Source organism: Rhizobium sp. LjRoot98 (assembly GCF_964252935.1).
Lineage (GTDB): Bacteria > Pseudomonadota > Alphaproteobacteria > Rhizobiales > Rhizobiaceae > Pararhizobium.
This window is the reverse complement of the sequence record NZ_CAXUPW020000008.1, coordinates 180,402-196,092: the sequence shown is the minus strand read 5'-3', so window position 1 is coordinate 196,092 and position 15,691 is coordinate 180,402. Positions and strand designations below refer to the sequence as shown.

General features: G+C 58.6%; 14 protein-coding genes. 4 read left to right on the top strand and 10 right to left on the bottom strand.

Annotation, left to right across the window (positions count from 1 at the left end; translation table 11 throughout):
• Nucleotides 1-2: 2 nt before the first annotated feature.
• The gene (locus ACSQ3J_RS23030; RefSeq protein WP_060502276.1) at nt 3-935 is read right to left on the bottom strand and encodes a VOC family protein; all 933 of its coding nucleotides are present in this window, start codon (nt 933-935) and stop codon (nt 3-5) included.
• Nucleotides 936-1,345: 410 nt separating this feature from the next.
• On the opposite strand from ACSQ3J_RS23030, the gene ACSQ3J_RS23025 reads away from it, so the two are divergent.
• The 3 genes from ACSQ3J_RS23025 to ACSQ3J_RS23015 all read left to right on the top strand — a co-directional run bounded on the left by ACSQ3J_RS23025 (nt 1,346) and on the right by ACSQ3J_RS23015 (nt 2,543).
• Nucleotides 1,346-1,555: a cold-shock protein gene (locus ACSQ3J_RS23025; RefSeq protein WP_037110252.1), complete on the top strand. Its 210-nt coding sequence runs from the start codon at nt 1,346-1,348 to the stop codon at nt 1,553-1,555.
• 177 nt (nt 1,556-1,732) lie between these two features.
• Nucleotides 1,733-1,948: a hypothetical protein gene (locus tag ACSQ3J_RS23020; RefSeq protein ID WP_037110505.1), complete on the top strand. Its 216-nt coding sequence runs from the start codon at nt 1,733-1,735 to the stop codon at nt 1,946-1,948.
• Nucleotides 1,949-2,162: 214 nt separating this feature from the next.
• Nucleotides 2,163-2,543, top strand: a complete 381-nt coding sequence (locus ACSQ3J_RS23015; RefSeq protein ID WP_037110249.1) for a DUF6481 family protein — start codon at nt 2,163-2,165, stop codon at nt 2,541-2,543.
• 216 nt (nt 2,544-2,759) lie between these two features.
• Here the strand turns inward: ACSQ3J_RS23015 and ACSQ3J_RS23010 are convergent, their stop codons facing one another.
• From ACSQ3J_RS23010 to ACSQ3J_RS22990, 5 genes are all read right to left on the bottom strand, one after another.
• Nucleotides 2,760-4,910 carry a mechanosensitive ion channel family protein gene (locus tag ACSQ3J_RS23010; protein ID WP_060502277.1) on the bottom strand — a complete coding sequence of 717 codons (2,151 nt, stop codon included), beginning with the start codon at nt 4,908-4,910 and terminating at the stop codon, nt 2,760-2,762.
• A gap of 166 nt (nt 4,911-5,076) precedes the next feature.
• Nucleotides 5,077-8,304: a hybrid sensor histidine kinase/response regulator gene (locus tag ACSQ3J_RS23005; RefSeq protein ID WP_082511973.1), complete on the bottom strand. Its 3,228-nt coding sequence runs from the start codon at nt 8,302-8,304 to the stop codon at nt 5,077-5,079.
• 142 nt (nt 8,305-8,446) lie between these two features.
• A complete protein-coding gene (gene glgA, locus ACSQ3J_RS23000) occupies nt 8,447-9,925 on the bottom strand; it encodes a glycogen synthase GlgA (RefSeq protein ID WP_060502438.1) in 1,479 nt (492 codons plus the stop codon).
• Nucleotides 9,926-9,957: 32 nt separating this feature from the next.
• Entirely contained in the window at nt 9,958-10,095 is a 138-nt protein-coding gene (locus ACSQ3J_RS22995; protein ID WP_156393914.1) for a hypothetical protein, read from the bottom strand.
• A gap of 90 nt (nt 10,096-10,185) precedes the next feature.
• The gene (locus tag ACSQ3J_RS22990) at nt 10,186-10,425 is read right to left on the bottom strand and encodes a DUF2934 domain-containing protein (protein ID WP_060502278.1); all 240 of its coding nucleotides are present in this window, start codon (nt 10,423-10,425) and stop codon (nt 10,186-10,188) included.
• Between the two features lie 323 nt (nt 10,426-10,748).
• Between ACSQ3J_RS22990 and ACSQ3J_RS22985 the strand changes: the two genes are divergently transcribed.
• Complete coding sequence (locus tag ACSQ3J_RS22985; protein ID WP_060502279.1) at nt 10,749-11,135, top strand: hypothetical protein; 387 nt, start codon at nt 10,749-10,751, stop codon at nt 11,133-11,135.
• Between the two features lie 12 nt (nt 11,136-11,147).
• Here the strand turns inward: ACSQ3J_RS22985 and ACSQ3J_RS22980 are convergent, their stop codons facing one another.
• The 4 genes from ACSQ3J_RS22980 to ACSQ3J_RS22965 form a co-directional block, all read right to left on the bottom strand.
• Nucleotides 11,148-11,795 carry a spermidine synthase gene (locus ACSQ3J_RS22980; RefSeq protein WP_436040436.1) on the bottom strand — a complete coding sequence of 216 codons (648 nt, stop codon included), beginning with the start codon at nt 11,793-11,795 and terminating at the stop codon, nt 11,148-11,150.
• Between the two features lie 89 nt (nt 11,796-11,884).
• Entirely contained in the window at nt 11,885-12,931 is a 1,047-nt protein-coding gene (locus tag ACSQ3J_RS22975) for a glutathione synthetase (protein ID WP_060502281.1), read from the bottom strand.
• A gap of 8 nt (nt 12,932-12,939) precedes the next feature.
• Nucleotides 12,940-14,838: a flavohemoglobin expression-modulating QEGLA motif protein gene (locus tag ACSQ3J_RS22970; protein ID WP_060502282.1), complete on the bottom strand. Its 1,899-nt coding sequence runs from the start codon at nt 14,836-14,838 to the stop codon at nt 12,940-12,942.
• Nucleotides 14,835-15,656: an N-formylglutamate amidohydrolase gene (locus ACSQ3J_RS22965; RefSeq protein ID WP_060502439.1), complete on the bottom strand. Its 822-nt coding sequence runs from the start codon at nt 15,654-15,656 to the stop codon at nt 14,835-14,837. The genes ACSQ3J_RS22970 and ACSQ3J_RS22965 overlap by 4 nt, the downstream gene beginning before the upstream one ends.
• Between the last annotated feature and the right edge of the window lie 35 nt (nt 15,657-15,691).

The following is a 15,691-nucleotide window of genomic DNA, read 5'->3' as shown; positions in this document are numbered from 1 at the left end:
CGTTAGCCTTCCAGCTTCTGCAAATGCTGCTCGAGGATCGGCCGCAAGTGCTTGTGTTGCTGCGGCAACTTCAATGCTTCGCCCAGATGCGCAGTATCCTCGTCGCGGTTGAAACCGGGTTCATTGGTGGCGATCTCGAACAGAACACCACCCGGCGTGCGGAAATAGATCGCCCAGAAATAGTCGCGGTCGATCACCGGCGTGACATGATAGCCCGTATCCATCAGCGCCTTGCGCACTTCCAACTGCTTTTCCCGATTCTCGACCGAAAAGGCGACATGGTGCACCGAGCCTGCGCCCTGCAGGCCGCGTTGAATGTTCGGCATGGTTTCGAGATCGATGAAACCAGCTCCATTGCCGCCAGGCACAATCAGTCGGGTGACGCCATCTTTGGCATCCAGCGTCTCGTAACCCATGAACTTCAGCAGTTCTGCTGTCGCTCCTTCGTCACGAAGGCGCATGGCAACCGAGTGAAAACCGCGGATCGCATGATCTTCGGAAACACCGTTGGCAGTCCAGACCGGGCGGTTGTCGTCGCGGACCTCCACGAGCGCAAAACCGTCGCCATCCGGACCGGCAAAGTTCAGGCGCTTTTCACCAAAGATCTCTTCTGTCTTGAGCCCTGAAACGCCGCGCTGAGACAGCCGGTCGCTCCAAAAGCCAAGCGAGCCTTCAGGGACGGAAAACACAGTGGTACCCACTTCGCCGGTTCCGGGACGGCCCGGCCCCATGTCCGGGAACGGGAAATAGGTCATCACCGATCCGGGTGCGCCGGTCTCGTCGCCGTAATAGAGATGATAGACATCCGGCGAATCGAAGTTGACGGTCTTCTTGACGCGGCGCAGGCCGAGCGTATCGGTGAAAAACTGGTTGTTGGTCCGGGCGTCTGCCGCCATCGAGGTGACGTGGTGCAGTCCCTTGATCTGGGTAAGCATGATCTGATCCCTTTCTGCCCGCGTTGGGGCTTCGTCTCGCAGACATAGATGTGCCTATTTCGCCAGCAGCGATAGACGCGCAGGTCTGGACGCATTGTCTCCAACTGTTGAACAGTGGAAAATCACTGTTCAAGGAAAGCGAGTCGCCAGATGGCGCGTGCAATTATCGAAAGTGCGGGAAGAAGAAAGAAATACAACCTAATGGATTATCGAAAGTAACAAGAAAAACTAAAAGTTGACAATCAGGAAAGGACGACCTATATCAACGTTCATCGATAGTTGTTTGACTGATATTTGTTTCTGCCCGCGTTTGCCGCGTCTCTGACGAACTTCCCCCTTCAAAAATCGAGACTACTGATCGCCGTGCGTCGTACGGTGATGGATACATGTTGCTATTGAAAGGGTTCGTTATGACCACTGGCACAGTTAAATGGTTCAATTCCACCAAAGGCTTCGGCTTCATTCAGCCTGACAACGGCGGTCCGGACGTTTTCGTCCACATCTCCGCTGTCGAGCGGGCTGGCATGCGCGAAATCGTCGAAGGCCAGAAGATCGGCTACGAGATGGAACGCGATAACAAGTCGGGCAAAATGTCCGCTTGCCAGCTTCAGGCTGCTTAAATCGGATTGCCCCTCTCCGGTGACCACGGATGTACTGGCACCATTGACGAGGCAAAATCCAATGGAAGGTCAGGCAATGCGCCTGGCCTTTTTTCTTGGCCAAACGGCCAATTTGCGCACCGCATTCGACAGAACGATCTGGACGAGACGCCGGTGCGACAGCACCAGGATATCATTTTGACCGAGAATTCGACCAAGGCCCGCGACCAGGCGGAAACGGCATTCAGCCGTACACAGACCCAGTTCATGGCCCGCAACCGGACAATTTCAGAGATCGATGCCGTTGCGGCCGAGCGTGATGCAAAGACACAGCGGCTGCGCGAATTGCGGCTGGAAAAGGAAGCTGCGGCAACCGCCAAGGCCGCCGCAGAACGGAAACCTGCAAAACGCTGACTGTTTAGCGTGATTTCCCAGCCACCATATGGCTGTTATTATTCAGTCTTGGTGAAATAGGACGGAAAAGACGGCAGCCTATCTATTTTTTTGGCGCTTCCACTCTATCTTGGGAAGGCACAAAATGCGAAACGACACATATGTCGACGGCAAGGCGACCATTTGTCCCGGCCATTCCCGACCCAGATAATACAACAGACAAGGACAAAGAAGATTGAGACACGCATCCGATAATGGCTTTGCCGATCGGCGCAAAGCCGCAGCCGAAGCCAAGCAGCAGCTTCTGAAGAAGTTCGCATCGGCGCCGAAGGCTGACGATCCGGAACTGGCAGCCAAGCTTGCCGAACGTCAGGCCAACACGGCTGCGCGCGAAGCCCGCCGCGCCGAACGCGATCGCCTGAAGCAGGAAGAAAACGAGCGTCAGCTCGCGGAAGCCGCCGCCCGGACCGCAGCAGCCGATGCCGAAGCACGGGCTGAAGCAACAGCACGCGAACAGGCCGAACGTGACCGCATCTCCCGCGTTGTCGCCGACGAAGCTGAACGCAAGGCCGAGCGCGACCGCCGCTACGCAGCGCGCAAAGCCCGCCAGCGCTGATTTGAGAATGAGGGCCGGATCACCCATCCGGCCTCCTCCTCAATCCGCAGGCAAAAATTCTGCAGCCTGTTTAAATCCGCTACAACCCGCCTGAATGACACGAATTCAGCGGACGGAAAGCCGTGTTCTGAAACCGGAAAATTCGCTCAATCTATCGCAGCCATTTCGCGCCCGGCAGACGATGGCGTATGTCAGGTTTTTTGCGGGAAAGCGCCGTCAGGCGCCCTCCCCGCCTTCCGCCAGTTTCTTCTGGTCCATTGCCGCCTTGACCGTCGCAGCGGCAGCGGCGGCCGATGACGGATCGTTGCTGGCAACCTGAACGGTTGGCGAAGCAAAGACGACGCCATTCTGGATGAATGCCTCGCGGATCATCATGTAAGCCTTCCGGCGGATCGTCGTCTGATAGCCTGGCTTCGTCATCATCGCAAAACTCAGATTGATGCCGTAATCCCCAAATTGTTCGACGCCTTTCATCTTCAGCGTCTCCAGGATCATCGCCCCGTACTCCTCGTCCTGAAGCAGGGACGCGCCGACAGCCTTGACCATCTTGCGCACCTTGTTGATATCGGTGCCATAGCCTACCGAGATCGTGAACTTGTCGATCACCCAGTCGCGGCTCATGTTCTGGACGGCGCCGAGCGTACCGAAGGGCACGGTGAAGACCGGGCCGCGATGATGACGCAGCCGCACCGAACGGATGCTGAAGGATTCCACGGTTCCCTTGTAGCTGCCGCTCTGGATGTATTCCCCGACCCGGAAAGCGTCGTCCATCATGTAGAAGACGCCACTGATCACATCCTTGACGAGGGTTTGCGAACCAAAGCCGATCGCCACACCAAAGATACCGGCACCGGCGATCAACGGACCAATCTGGACCCCAAGGCCGGAGAGAACCATCAATACCGCGATGACCGCAATGAGGACGGCCAGTACGGTCCGCAGCAACGGTAGCAGTGTCAGCAGCCGCCCGTTTCGCGCCGCGTGGGCGGAGTCTCCTGTGACCGAAGACCGTGCGTGCTCCAGCGTCCGGTTGATCAAAGCCTTGACGATCTGCCACAGGATATCAGCGACAAGCAGAATAACCGCGCCGGCCAAAACACCCTGGACGAGCCGGTCGGCCATCGCGTCGCCGGTAAACATCGACGAGCGTTTGCTGACAATGAATGCGAGCCAGAGCACCGCGAGCGCGATGATAAGCGCCCGCGCACCCCGCTCCACCAGAACTTCAATGACCGGGTTGCCACTGCCGGGCATGTCCGGCTGGCCCGCAAAAGCGCTTCTCGCCATCGCTGTCGTCGCTTTCAGGAGGCCAGGCAGAATCAGCGCATAGATGCCCAGCCACAGAACGATGACGAGGCCTGCGACCCAGAGCGCCCAGAGCAGGCAGAGGTAGAATGTCAACGCCCATTCCGTAGCCCCACGGCCATGTGGCCGGGCGATCGCTGCAGGCCGGTTCCAGACGGTTTCAATGCCAACCAGCAGCAGTCCCAGGCCAAGCGCATAAACGACCACGCCCCTTACGGCAGGTGTGATGTTCAAAGCCGCCATCACGCCGACAAAAGCCCAGCCGGCAAACAGGATACAAGCAAACCAGAAGATGCGCCTATACCAGAAGGCCCCGGATACCTGATCGGCCGAGGCCAGCCCGGTTGCGCCGTCAACCCCTTTGGCCGTATCGACCCCAACCAGCAACAGCCGGGCGATACGGATCACGAAACGGCAGGCGATGACGCCCAGAAGCAGGGGCAGCATCAGCGCGTCAAGCAACGGCGGCCATGTCATGGCCATGAACAAGCCGAGACTTGCCAGGCTGAAAGCCACAAGCGGTGCCAGCAGGGCAAACAGATGGCGGCCAGCGGCATACAAGGGGTTTTCGTGCGCGCCGTCCGCATGGGCCAAGGCTGCATGCAAGCGGCTGCGGCGTGCGATGCGGTGGAACAGCCATTCCGCACCAAGGCCGATCAGCACCAGCGTCAGGAACAGGACGAACACGCCGAAAGGTCCATGACCATTGATATCGGCCGCGATCGTCCCGCCTGCCCGCATGAATTCCGAGGGAACCAAGGGAATAGCCTGCACGATATGACGAAGATGATCCCGAATCCTGTCTCCCCAGGCGTTGAATTCGGTCGCGGACATGCTCGCGTCAGGCTCGGCAGCCGGTGCGGCCGTCTGTTTGTTGAGCAGCGCGCGAATCTCGGGATCGTCCAGCAGTTTGATCAGCTGATCGACCTTGTCCGAAGAAACCGGCGGACTTGCAGCCTGCGCAAAGGCTGGCTGGACGGTGGCAGTTCCGGCAGCAAAAGCCAGAACCATAAAAAACCAAAACCGCAACGCCAACAGTCTGATATTACCAGTCTTTCTCATGCGCCGACCCCCTTCAGCTCATCTCACCCCGATTGCACTTTCGTGCATTTCAGAGAGTTAGAGCATTCACCGGGAGCTTTGTCACCTGCAACCGCGCGATGAAGCAAAAGGCATGGTATTTTGTGCCATTCCGGTGGGTTATGGGGTTTTCGACATCCCCCGGCGTTCAACCCTTCGTCACAAAAGCGATCGCGGCGGCCAGAGCCTCGCCGGAAAAGGGTTTGACCACCAGTTGCACGTTCGGCCCCGGCGTCACGCCCTCGACATCGCTATGGCCGGTGGCGAAAATCACCGGCAACCCGGCCACCAGCGTCTTGGCACGCTCCGCCAGCATCACTCCGGACATGTCCGGAAGGCCGACATCCGTGACAAGCACGTCAATCGACCGTTCGGAAAGCACGGCCAGTGCCGTCTTGGCGTCGGCTGCTTCGAAAACCGTGTGTCCCTGATCTTCCAGCATGTCGACCGTGCTTGCGCGGATCAGCCAGTCATCCTCGCAAATCAGGATCGTCTGCTTATTATCCGACGATCGGTCATCTCTGGCCGGTTTCACCGGCTGTTCTGTAGCCGGTACTTTTGCCAGGACATGGCGAATCCGGCGGGCAAGCGCCTCACGGGTATAAGGCTTACTTAACAGCTCGACCCCTTCGTCGAGCCGCCCGGAATGAACGATCGAGTTTTCAGTGTAACCGGAGGTAAACAGCACGCCCAATTGCGGCAACCGCTCCCGTGCCTTGCGTGCCAGCTCCGGGCTTTTCAAGGTCCCCGGCATAACGACGTCAGTGAAAAGCAAGTCGATGGAGACACCACTTTCGATGACCGTCAATGCGCTTTGCGCATCCTTGGCCTTCAAAACCCGATAGCCGAGGTCGGTAAGAATGGCGACGACTGTTTCGCGCACGGCCTCGTCGTCCTCCGCCACCAGGATGGTTTCACTGCCGCCGGTGATTGGGCCTGAATCTCGCTCGATGAGCACGTCTTCGGACTGCGTCGAGCGTGGCAGATAGAGCTTGATCGTCGTGCCATGGCCCAGTTCGCTATAGATCTTGATATGACCGCCGGACTGCTTGACAAACCCGTAGACCATGGACAGGCCAAGCCCTGTCCCGCGGCCTTCGGGCTTGGTGGTGAAGAATGGTTCAAAAACCTTCTCCAATGTTTCCGGCGACATGCCCGTTCCCATATCGGTGACCGCAAGCAGGACATATTGCCCGGGCGGAACATCCGCATACGCTTCGGTATATTTGGCATCAAGATAGGCATTGCCCGCCTCGATCGTCAGCTTGCCGCTACCGTTCATCGCGTCGCGCGCATTGATGGCGAGGTTGAGGATGGCGTTCTCGACATTGCCCGGATCGATATGGGTATTCCAAAGGCCGCCAGCGACGATCGTCTCGATTTCGATCGCCTCGCCAAGCGACCGGCGCAGAATATCATCGAGATTGCGAACCAGCCGGCCGATGTTGACGACTTTCGGCGCAAGTGGCTGGCGGCGGCCAAATGCCAGCAATTGCGAGGCGAGTTTCGATCCGCGCGCAACACCGGCCATGGCGTTTTGGATGCGCTGTTCAGCCCGCTCGTTGGCCGGAATTTCATTGGCCAGCAGCTGAAGATTGCCACTGATCACCTGCAGAAGATTGTTGAAATCATGAGCGACGCCGCCGGTCAGGTTGCCAATCGATTCCATCTTCTGGCTCTGACGCAGGGCGTCCTGAGTCTGAAGCAATTCAGACGTGCGCGCTTCGACCCGTTGTTCGAGCGTAGCAGCCAACTCCGCCAAGGCGGCTTCGGCGATCTTCTGGTCCTGGATATCGGTATTCGTGCCGATCCATTTTTCGATTTTACCGGAGCGGTCCCGGAGCGAAACAGCGCGAACAATATGCCAGCGATAGGAGCCGTCATGGCGGCGAAGCCGGAACTCGGTTTCGTACTGCTCGCCAATATGACGCGCTGCAGCCCAGGCTTCGGCCGCTGCGTTGAAATCGTCAGGGTGCACGATCGCTCCCCAGCCGTCGCCATGAAGCGTGCCTGCAGGTACTCCGCTATACCGGTAAACGCGATCGTTGAACCAATCGAGTTGGCCATTAGGCAAGGCGGTCCAAACATGATTGGGCATGGACTGCGCAAGAATGCGGAACCTTGCCTCGCTCTCTGCAACCGCCTTTTCAGCAAGCTTGCGACTGGAGATATCGACAAACAGCGCCGCAAATCTGTCCGGCTCAGTCCTGCGCGCACGGACCTCAAACCAGCGGCCGTCCAGGGCCGCCACCTGAACCTCGAAGACCTTAGAGATCCCTGTGTTGACGACCTCGGCGTAAGCTTCGAAAACGTCATCGGAAATTGCAGGAATAACCTCGCGGACACTGCGCCCCAGCGCACTGTCGGCCGGCACCCCGGAATGCCTTTCGAAAGCCGGGTTAACTTCAACAAACTGAAAATCGTGGATCAAACCCTGATCGTCGCGAATGACTTCGCCGACAAAGAAGCCTTCCTGCATCTGCTCGAACAGCCCGCGCCAGCGCGCCTCGCCTTCGCGAACCGCAGCCTCGGCGCATTTGCGATCCGTAATATCGAAGGCAATGCCGATAAACCGTCTTTGACCGCTTTCCGGGCTGGAAACGACCTCACCCCGCCGCGCGATCCAACGGACCTCTCCCGTTTTGGGATCGATACGGCGATATTCGACATAATCGAGCGGATTGCTCTGGCTAAGCTTTGCTGGGCCTGTGTTGGCGCGGTCATCCGGATGCAGAAGACCAACCAGAAGCTTGTCCGTTACCAAAACATCTGGGGCAAGGCCCCAGATCCGGCGATATTCATCCGAGACCTCCAGCATGCCGGTCTGCGGATACCATTCGAATGTGCCGATACCGCCTGCTTCCTGGGCGATACGCAACCGCTGCTCGGTGCGAACCCGTTGCGTCGTATCTTTGATGATTGCCATGACACCGGCCGGTACGCCAGTTTCGTCTGGCACCGGGCTATAGTCGAGATTGAGCCAGACATCCTCCGGTGAACCATTGCGTTCGATGACCAAGTGCTGGTCCCGATAGCCAAGCGTCCCGCCACCCAGCACGACCTTGAGCACGTTGGCATTGAACTCCGCCACTTCAGGCCAATGGTCCCTGACATTCGAACCGAGCGAGATTGGGTGCCGCTGGCCGGCAAAGGCGGCGTAGCCTTCATTGTAAATCATCACGCCATCCTCGCCCCACAGCAAGATCATCGGGACCTTGGCGCGAAGGACAATAGAGACGATGGACTTGAGGTTCTCAGGCCAGCTCGGAAGTGGGCCGATTGAGGTTTTTGCCCAATCGAAATGATGGATCAGTGATGCGATCTCGCCACCTTCTGCGAGGAACGGGTATCGCGTGTCGGACGCAGGCGCTTGCATGAAAACCTGAAATGAACAGAGGAGCGCCGAGCAACAAAACCAATCGGCAGAAGGCCCTAATTAGCGCGCTTCATCGCGACATCAATCGGGTACCGACAAATTTTCGCCATTTTCCGAACGCGGCGGAACTCAGACGGCGCCGTTACTCCGCAGCCTTTGCGCGTTGGACCGGCCGAGCCCTGCGGCCAGGAACAAGCTGGGCGTAAAGCGCCGCATATTGTTCGGCGCTCCGCTCCCAGGAAAAATTGGCCTTCATGCCCTGGTTCTGGAGACGAGCCCATTTCTTTGGCTCCCGATAGGCCGCGAAGGCGCGGTGGATAGAGAGCCGCAGATTTTCGGCCGTAGGCGGATGAAACTGGAAGCCGGTTGCTACCCGGGCGGAAATCGCCGCATCATTGGCATCGATGATTGTTTCCGACAGGCCGCCGGTCCGCGACACCACCGGCACCGCTCCATAACGCAGGGCATAGAGCTGCGTGAGGCCGCAGGGCTCGAAACGGGATGGCTGTATGATGACATCCGATCCGCCATGGATGAGATGGGCTGTCGCTTCGTCATAACCAATGCGGACGCCGATACGATCGGGGTGCCGTCCGGCAATGGCCAGAAGCGCCGTCTCGATATGTTCCTCACCCTTGCCGAGCACAATCAGCCGGCCACCGAGGGACGCGACCTCCTCAGCGACATCGGCCAGCATGTCGCCGCCTTTTTGCCAGGTCAGCCGGGTCACGGCAGCAAAGACCGGGCCGGGGCGATCGTTCAGCCGGAAGGTCTCCAGCAGTTTAGCGCGATTCTGCCCCCGTAGCCTGATCCGCTTGTGATCGTAGTTGACCGGCAGGTAGGAATCCGTGGCCGGGTTCCAGATATCCATGTCGATGCCGTTGACGATACCGGTCAGCGTGTTCGGACGCGAACTCAGTGCACCGGCCATGCCCATGCCAAGTTCCGGCCCGATGACTTCACGCGCATAGGTTGGACTCACCGTCGTGATGGCGCTGGCCGTGCGGATACCGCCTTTCAAATAGCTGATGTCCCCGTAGTACTCCAGGCAATCGAGTGAGATGGCCTCCGGCGGCAAGCCGATCTGGCTGACAACGGAGGTTGGGAACTGCCCTTGGAATGCCAGATTATGGATCGTCAGGACGCTCGGAACCGCTTTGGCATTGCTCGAATACCGCATGTAGACGGAGGTCAGTGCGGTCTGCCAATCATGCGTATGAACGACATCCGGCAACCAATCCTTCAGCAATCCACCCGCAACGGCTGACGCCACATAGGACAAGACGGCAAACCGTTTCCAATTGTCCGGATGATCATGACCTGTCTCGTCGAGATAGGGACCTCCCGGGCGATTATAGAGGGCTGGCGCATCAAGGATCAGCAGATCAAGCTGCTCATAGCGAGCTTCGAGCAGCGAAGCCGGGGCGCCGAACAGGTCTGGGAAGAAATGGATCTGCCGGGCACCGGGAAGCTTTGCAAACAACGGCGGATAACCGGGCACCAGCGTACGCGTGTAGCAACTGTAGCCCTCAAGGGCCTTCGGCAACGAGCCTGTCACATCCGCAAGCCCGCCGGTCTTGATCAAGGGAAAAATTTCCGACGTCACCGAAAGTATCTTCACGCAGGTCACGTTCCTTGTACCACCGGTTATCATCACGACGCAGTTGCACGCGCCGCGACGGATAACCCATGATGTTGCAAAGCGCAGTCGATGTCCGCATAAAAGCGCATCGCGAGCGCAAAAAAATTTTGCACCGCAAAATCACGCGCCGGGAACAGCAGAATTTCCATCGACTCATGCACGCCGGAACTGTGGTAGCGATGACATCATGGCGTCGAGACGTGGAGCGCCGATCCCGGCACCCCATGGAATGTCAAAAATCAGGCGGTCTTGCTGCGTTTACGCGGAATAGGTTCGATTGAGCTTTCGTTCTTTACGACGGAAAGTTTAGAGGTCTTTACCGGCACCTGCGGCATTTCTCCTGCCGCCGCATTGGCCTCCTCCGTCAACTCCCGCAATGCCTGCAGCCAATGCACGTCATGACTGCCATCCGGGCGGCCGTCAGCTTCCCAAAGAGCGTAAGCCCGTAGCCTGATGTCGTCTTCGCTGATATCCGTCATCTGCTTCTCTCCCCTTGTCAAAGTGGCCAAATAGAAACTGCGACGAGAGCGCCTGGTTCCGCCTTTAACCGGCCACGCGAGATTTTTCCCGTAGAATATCCGGGCTGCAAAACAGGAATTCATACTGGAACTACACGTTCCCAAGATTACGAAATGGACGCGGCAAAACAATTCGCCCCATGATCCTACGCTCAAATCATGTGCCGTCGATGGTTTTCACAACCAGGGAAGGCGTTTTGCACCGTCTTGTTTGGAACTAAAGACGGTGAGCGCCGTTATGCACATCGCACCGGCGTTGGGGACCGGCGCTTCAGGAGTTTGCCATGAGAAAAACCTTGCTCGCTCTCTTGCTGGCCGCTTCGCCTGTCGTGGCCGGGTCGCCCGCCACTGCCCAGCCGATGAAGATCGAAGACCTCTGCGTGAAAGTGGCAAAGCATCTGCTGATGACGGAAACATTCCATACCGGCGTCGTCCAGTCATTTCCGGAACTCACGCCCCCGGGTGCGCGCATGACCTATTCAACGCGCGACGGCGTCGAGAAGAAGGACATGGTCGATACGTTCGAATGCCAGTTCGACAACGCCACAGCCCCCTACGGGCTGAAACGATTTTGCCTCGCCAGCACCTGCTACTCCGCGGATGAAAAGAACGACGAAAACAAGCGCCGGTTCGACGAGGTGCGCATCTTACTGGAACGCGAAGGTCTTTAACGAAGACTCAGCCTAGCGTCCTGTTTTGGTAGCCATCCAGATGACGTGACGGGCGCCGCGGCCTTTGGTACTGGCGCGAACTGACAGTTCCTCGACCACAAAACCGGCCTCTTTCAGCCGACGGGTGAAGCCCGTATCCGGTGCTGAGGACCACACCGAGAGAACGCCGTTTGCCTTCAATGCCTTGCGCGCGGCGCGAAGTCCGGAAACGCTGTAAAGGTCATCGTTTGCCCGGCGGGTCAGTCCTTCCGGCCCATTGTCGACGTCAAGCAGGATCGCGTCGTATTCGCTCACAGCAGACTGGATGAGACGGCCAACATCGCCTTCTCGAATGGTGACCCTGCGATCGTCCAGACAGCCTGCGAACACATCCGCCATTGGTCCGCGCGCCCAGGCGACGACCGCGGGAACAAGTTCGCCGACCGTTATGCGTGCATCCGAGGGAAGTTCGGCCAGGGCTGCACGTAGCGTAAAGCCCATTCCGAGCCCACCGATCAGCATATGCGGACGCGGGTGACGGCGGACGCGCTCATAGGACAGACGCGCAAGGGCCTCCTCCGAACCGCTTAACCGGCTGTTCATCAGTTCGATCGTGCCGAGCATGATGGAGAACTCAGTGCCGCGCTGTTTCAGGCGCAGCTCGCCGCCACCGTCAGGCATTGTCGCTGTATCAATCAGGGTCCAGGGTATCACGGGCACTTCCAATCGTTGAGGCGCCCGCGATAGCACAGATGGACCGCGAAAACAGCCTAAAGCGTCGCCAATGCCCGGTTGGACATGGCGCCCCCATAGGCTTTGCGGATCGCAGCCTTCTTTTCCAGCGACACGATAATGTCTTCGGAAAAATCGACCTTGTGCATGGCGGCGATATCCGGAAGCCCCCCCGGCGTAAACACGTTGATCTCAAGAATCTTGTCGCCGACAATATCGAGGCCGACGAGAAACATGCCATCCTCGATCAGCTTGGGACGCACCATCTCGGCGACGGCGAGAATGTCATCCGTAATCTTGACGGCCTCGGCGGTTCCGGCCGCGTGCATGTTGGAGCGGACCTCTCCCTTGGCCGGAACCCGGCGGAAGGCCGCGTAGGCGCCGTTACGTTCAAGCGGTTTGCCATTCATCAGGAAGAAACGGATGTCGCCGGCCTTGGCCTCCGGCAGATAACCTTGAGCAATCAGGTAGCCCTCGCCGCTGACGGCTTCGAAGATCTGGTTGAGATTGGCATCGTCGGGCGTCGCAATCTTGAAGACGTTCTTGCCGCCTGACCCCTGTAACGGCTTCAGGATGACGCCTTTGCGGTGATCGGCGATAAAGGCGCGGATTTCCTCGATGCTCTTTGAGATCAGTGTTTCGGGGCGGACCGCCTCCGGAAAACCCTGAAAATAGAGCTTGTTCTGGGCGAGCGCCAAACCGGCGGGATCGTTAACAACGATCGATCCCCGCTCGCTGGCAAGCCGGCCGAACATGGCGCCGATATGGGCAGCCCATGGCCGGTCGTCGGAATCAAGCGATGGATCGTTGCGCAGGAAGATGACATCAACTTCACGGACGTCAATCGTCTGAACCTTGGTATCCTTGCCCTGGAAACCATCGTGGAATGTCTGGGCGTTCTTGTATTTCCCAGGGGCAACAGTGGTTGCCCGTACCATCAGACTATCGTCAGGCCGCAGGACGAAATCACCTGGCGCGATGTAGCAGACGTCATGGCCACGGGCGAGTGCCGCCATGGCCAGTGCGGTGGTGGTAAAATGAGGTTCCTCGCTCTCGATCGAATTGACGAAGAATGCGACGCGCATGGTGGCTCCTAACTGATGATCATATCCAACGGGTTCAGTCCCGCCCGCGCCTTGTCGAGGCGGGCCTGTGCTTGCGAATGGGTGAGAAAGGCAGGCCGGATGACAGGCGCCTTGAGTAGGCCGCGCAGGCTCAACTCCTGCATCACCTCAAAATGTGAGGCGGAAATCTTGCCCATCCAGAACGGATCGAGCGCGCCGCCCGATTTCAGATGGCTGAGCAGTTCCAGCAGGCCACGCAGATAGATGGCGTCCTTGGCAAGCCCGCCGCCACGATAGAGCCGCATGGCCAGATGGAAGGCAGCGACGGGGCCGAACCTGTGCTCGCCAACAAGCATGCCGTAGGTTTCGGCAAACGGCCGCCCTTCCAGCATCGCCGAGCAGGCGACGACGCGGGCTGCGATCAACCGTAGCCTCCCGACGGTCATGCCACCGGCCATGTATTCGGAAAACACGGCAAGGCCTTCCTGCATGCCTTCGTAGCCGGCAAGGCCGGATCGAAAGAGGCGAAGCCCCTGCGCCGACCCGTTAAAATAGGTGAGAAGATGCACGCCGATCTCGTGGCTCAAAAGAGCATGCACCCGGCCCCTCGGCATCAGCGTCTGGCGGGAGATCAGCAGGCGCTCACCGGAGACCAGCATCCCGGATGGCAAGTCGTCGCGCAGCTCGATCTCGGCTGCAAAGCCCTGATATTGCCGTTGATAATCAGCAATCATAACGTGGGCCGCAGCTTCGACCTCAGAACAATTTGCCGTCTGCGGATCGCTTTCAACATCATCGCCATCGCCGGCGAGTGCCGCTGTTTTCTTAAGGATATCAATAGCCACCCGGTAGAGCGACGGCTCCACCGGGCCATAAAGGGCACGCCCATATTCGACGAAACGGCCGGTTTCTCTCGCCGAAATCAGCGACAGCTGCAGATCCAGTTCCTGCTGCTTCTCACGGTAGAGATGGTAGAGGGCCGGATCCTCGAAGCGATCGAAGGCCACGGAAAACAGTTTCCGTTTTTCGGCTTCGACCTGCACCGACAATGGCCGATAGAGGAATCGCGGTTCTTGTTTGAATTTGTCTGCCTTGAATGCCTGCCAGGCGGCATCGGTATTGATCGGCGTAACGGCCAGCAGGAAATCAAAGCTCGAAGCGACATCATCGATGCTGCGATCGGCGCGGCTGACGGCATCGACGAAGGCCTTGCGGCCCAGCGCCCGGTGCGTCGTCAGCTTCAGGCTTTGGGTTGCATCGATAAACGCCGCAAAAGCCTTCAGGCCGGCGTCAAAAATATTGGCGACAAGGCGTTCGCGCAGATCTGGATAGGTACTGCGTGATTCCGGCTGCCGGTAGATCGGCGCGAAGCGGACGGCAACCAGGGGAAACCCGGTTTGCCCGGCAATCAAGGCGGCCTGGGAATCCGCCTTGATTGCGAAACGGTTGATGCGTGGCGTGCGGAACTTCACCTGCCGGATATCGGTGCCTTCGGCGAGCGCGGTTGCAGCTTTTCGAGCCGCCACATCATCCGTCGAGGCAATCCTGATCTCGAAAGGCGGAAGATAGGGCGCATCATCTGTTATCAGCGTATCGTGATCCAGCTCGTCGATGTCCAAAAGCAGGAACGCGCCGAAACGCTCACCCAAAACCGCCCCGACCGCCTCCAGGATCGGCAGCGCTTCCTTGATGTCATCGACCACCAGATAGGACGCATTGGCAGCAACGATGTCTCGGGCCGCAAGATCCTCCCTGCCCTTGCCGATATGAACCGACAGGAATGGCAACGGCCGGTCAATGTGAAGGCGGCCGCCGTTGTCAAAGTCCTTGCGGACGGATTTGTCCGTGCGGAGACAGTCAAGAATTTCTTCCAGCCATCCCGGATAGGTCGCATCGGCATTTTGATGTTTGCGCCGCGGGCTGGTCATGACCGCGCCCGCAACATCTCATGCAGCGCGGGCAGCGATAGGCGGATCATTTCCCGCATCGCCTTTAGCGTCTCGGGGTCCGGCTGACCGGTCCACTCGTCCATAAAGATTTTCTTGAACTCGATAGCGATGGCGCACCCAGTCTGCGGGAACCGTTCGTGGACGAAACGGGTCTGCTCACCTTTTCCCTGAAAGGCGACATTTTCCCGGACATCCATGCGCTGGCCACGAAATTCAAAGCTGCGTAGCTGTTCAACGAACACATCAAGCAACGGCGCCCAATGCTTCCGATCCATGGAGGACGTACCGATATTGATCTGCGGCGCTTTTTCAAACGGCATTTCGGGACCGTACGCACCTTCCCGGCGATGATTGTAACTGTGGATGTCGAGAAGGACGAAGGCACCGTATTGTTGCTCGATGCCGCGCAGATAGGACTCCAGCATGGCATAGTAGGCATCGTGCACGCCGAGCGAGGCTTTGATGGCTCCGTCCGGCAATTGCCGCGCCCAGACCTTCAGCCCCCAGGCCTGCTCCGGCGTCAGGTAAATCGCGCCGTCACGGGCACGGTTGATATCGATCTCGAAGCGGGACCGATGGAAGACGATGCGGTTGGGTAGATCGCGGATGAAAAACTCGGTGAACGGATCCTCCTCGCGTAACCGTTCATCGGCGCTAAGACCGAGGAAGCCCTGCAGGTCGCTACGAATATGATGGCCGTTATGAATGGCCGTTCCGACAATCGGCGAGGCACCGCGATGCGCCGACCACCAGTCGGAAAGGTCCGGATTGACAATAAATTCCTGGAAGGGGGACATGCTGTCCTTCTCGTTGGCGGGCAGCACGGGGCTGC

What these genes read in the sequence shown, in the direction of transcription:
- ACSQ3J_RS23030 (WP_060502276.1), bottom strand. Translation starts at nt 935, where the DNA reads ATGCTTACCCAGATCAAGGGACTGCACCACGTCACCTCGATGGCGGCA.
- ACSQ3J_RS23025 (WP_037110252.1), top strand. Translation starts at nt 1,346, where the DNA reads ATGACCACTGGCACAGTTAAATGGTTCAATTCCACCAAAGGCTTCGGC.
- ACSQ3J_RS23010 (WP_060502277.1), bottom strand. Translation starts at nt 4,910, where the DNA reads ATGAGAAAGACTGGTAATATCAGACTGTTGGCGTTGCGGTTTTGGTTT.
- ACSQ3J_RS23005 (WP_082511973.1), bottom strand. Translation starts at nt 8,304, where the DNA reads ATGCAAGCGCCTGCGTCCGACACGCGATACCCGTTCCTCGCAGAAGGT.
- ACSQ3J_RS22995 (WP_156393914.1), bottom strand. Translation starts at nt 10,095, where the DNA reads ATGGAAATTCTGCTGTTCCCGGCGCGTGATTTTGCGGTGCAAAATTTT.
- ACSQ3J_RS22990 (WP_060502278.1), bottom strand. Translation starts at nt 10,425, where the DNA reads ATGACGGATATCAGCGAAGACGACATCAGGCTACGGGCTTACGCTCTT.
- ACSQ3J_RS22985 (WP_060502279.1), top strand. Translation starts at nt 10,749, where the DNA reads ATGAGAAAAACCTTGCTCGCTCTCTTGCTGGCCGCTTCGCCTGTCGTG.
- ACSQ3J_RS22980 (WP_436040436.1), bottom strand. Translation starts at nt 11,795, where the DNA reads ATGCCTGACGGTGGCGGCGAGCTGCGCCTGAAACAGCGCGGCACTGAG.
- ACSQ3J_RS22975 (WP_060502281.1), bottom strand. Translation starts at nt 12,931, where the DNA reads ATGCGCGTCGCATTCTTCGTCAATTCGATCGAGAGCGAGGAACCTCAT.
- ACSQ3J_RS22970 (WP_060502282.1), bottom strand. Translation starts at nt 14,838, where the DNA reads ATGACCAGCCCGCGGCGCAAACATCAAAATGCCGATGCGACCTATCCG.
- ACSQ3J_RS22965 (WP_060502439.1), bottom strand. Translation starts at nt 15,656, where the DNA reads ATGTCCCCCTTCCAGGAATTTATTGTCAATCCGGACCTTTCCGACTGG.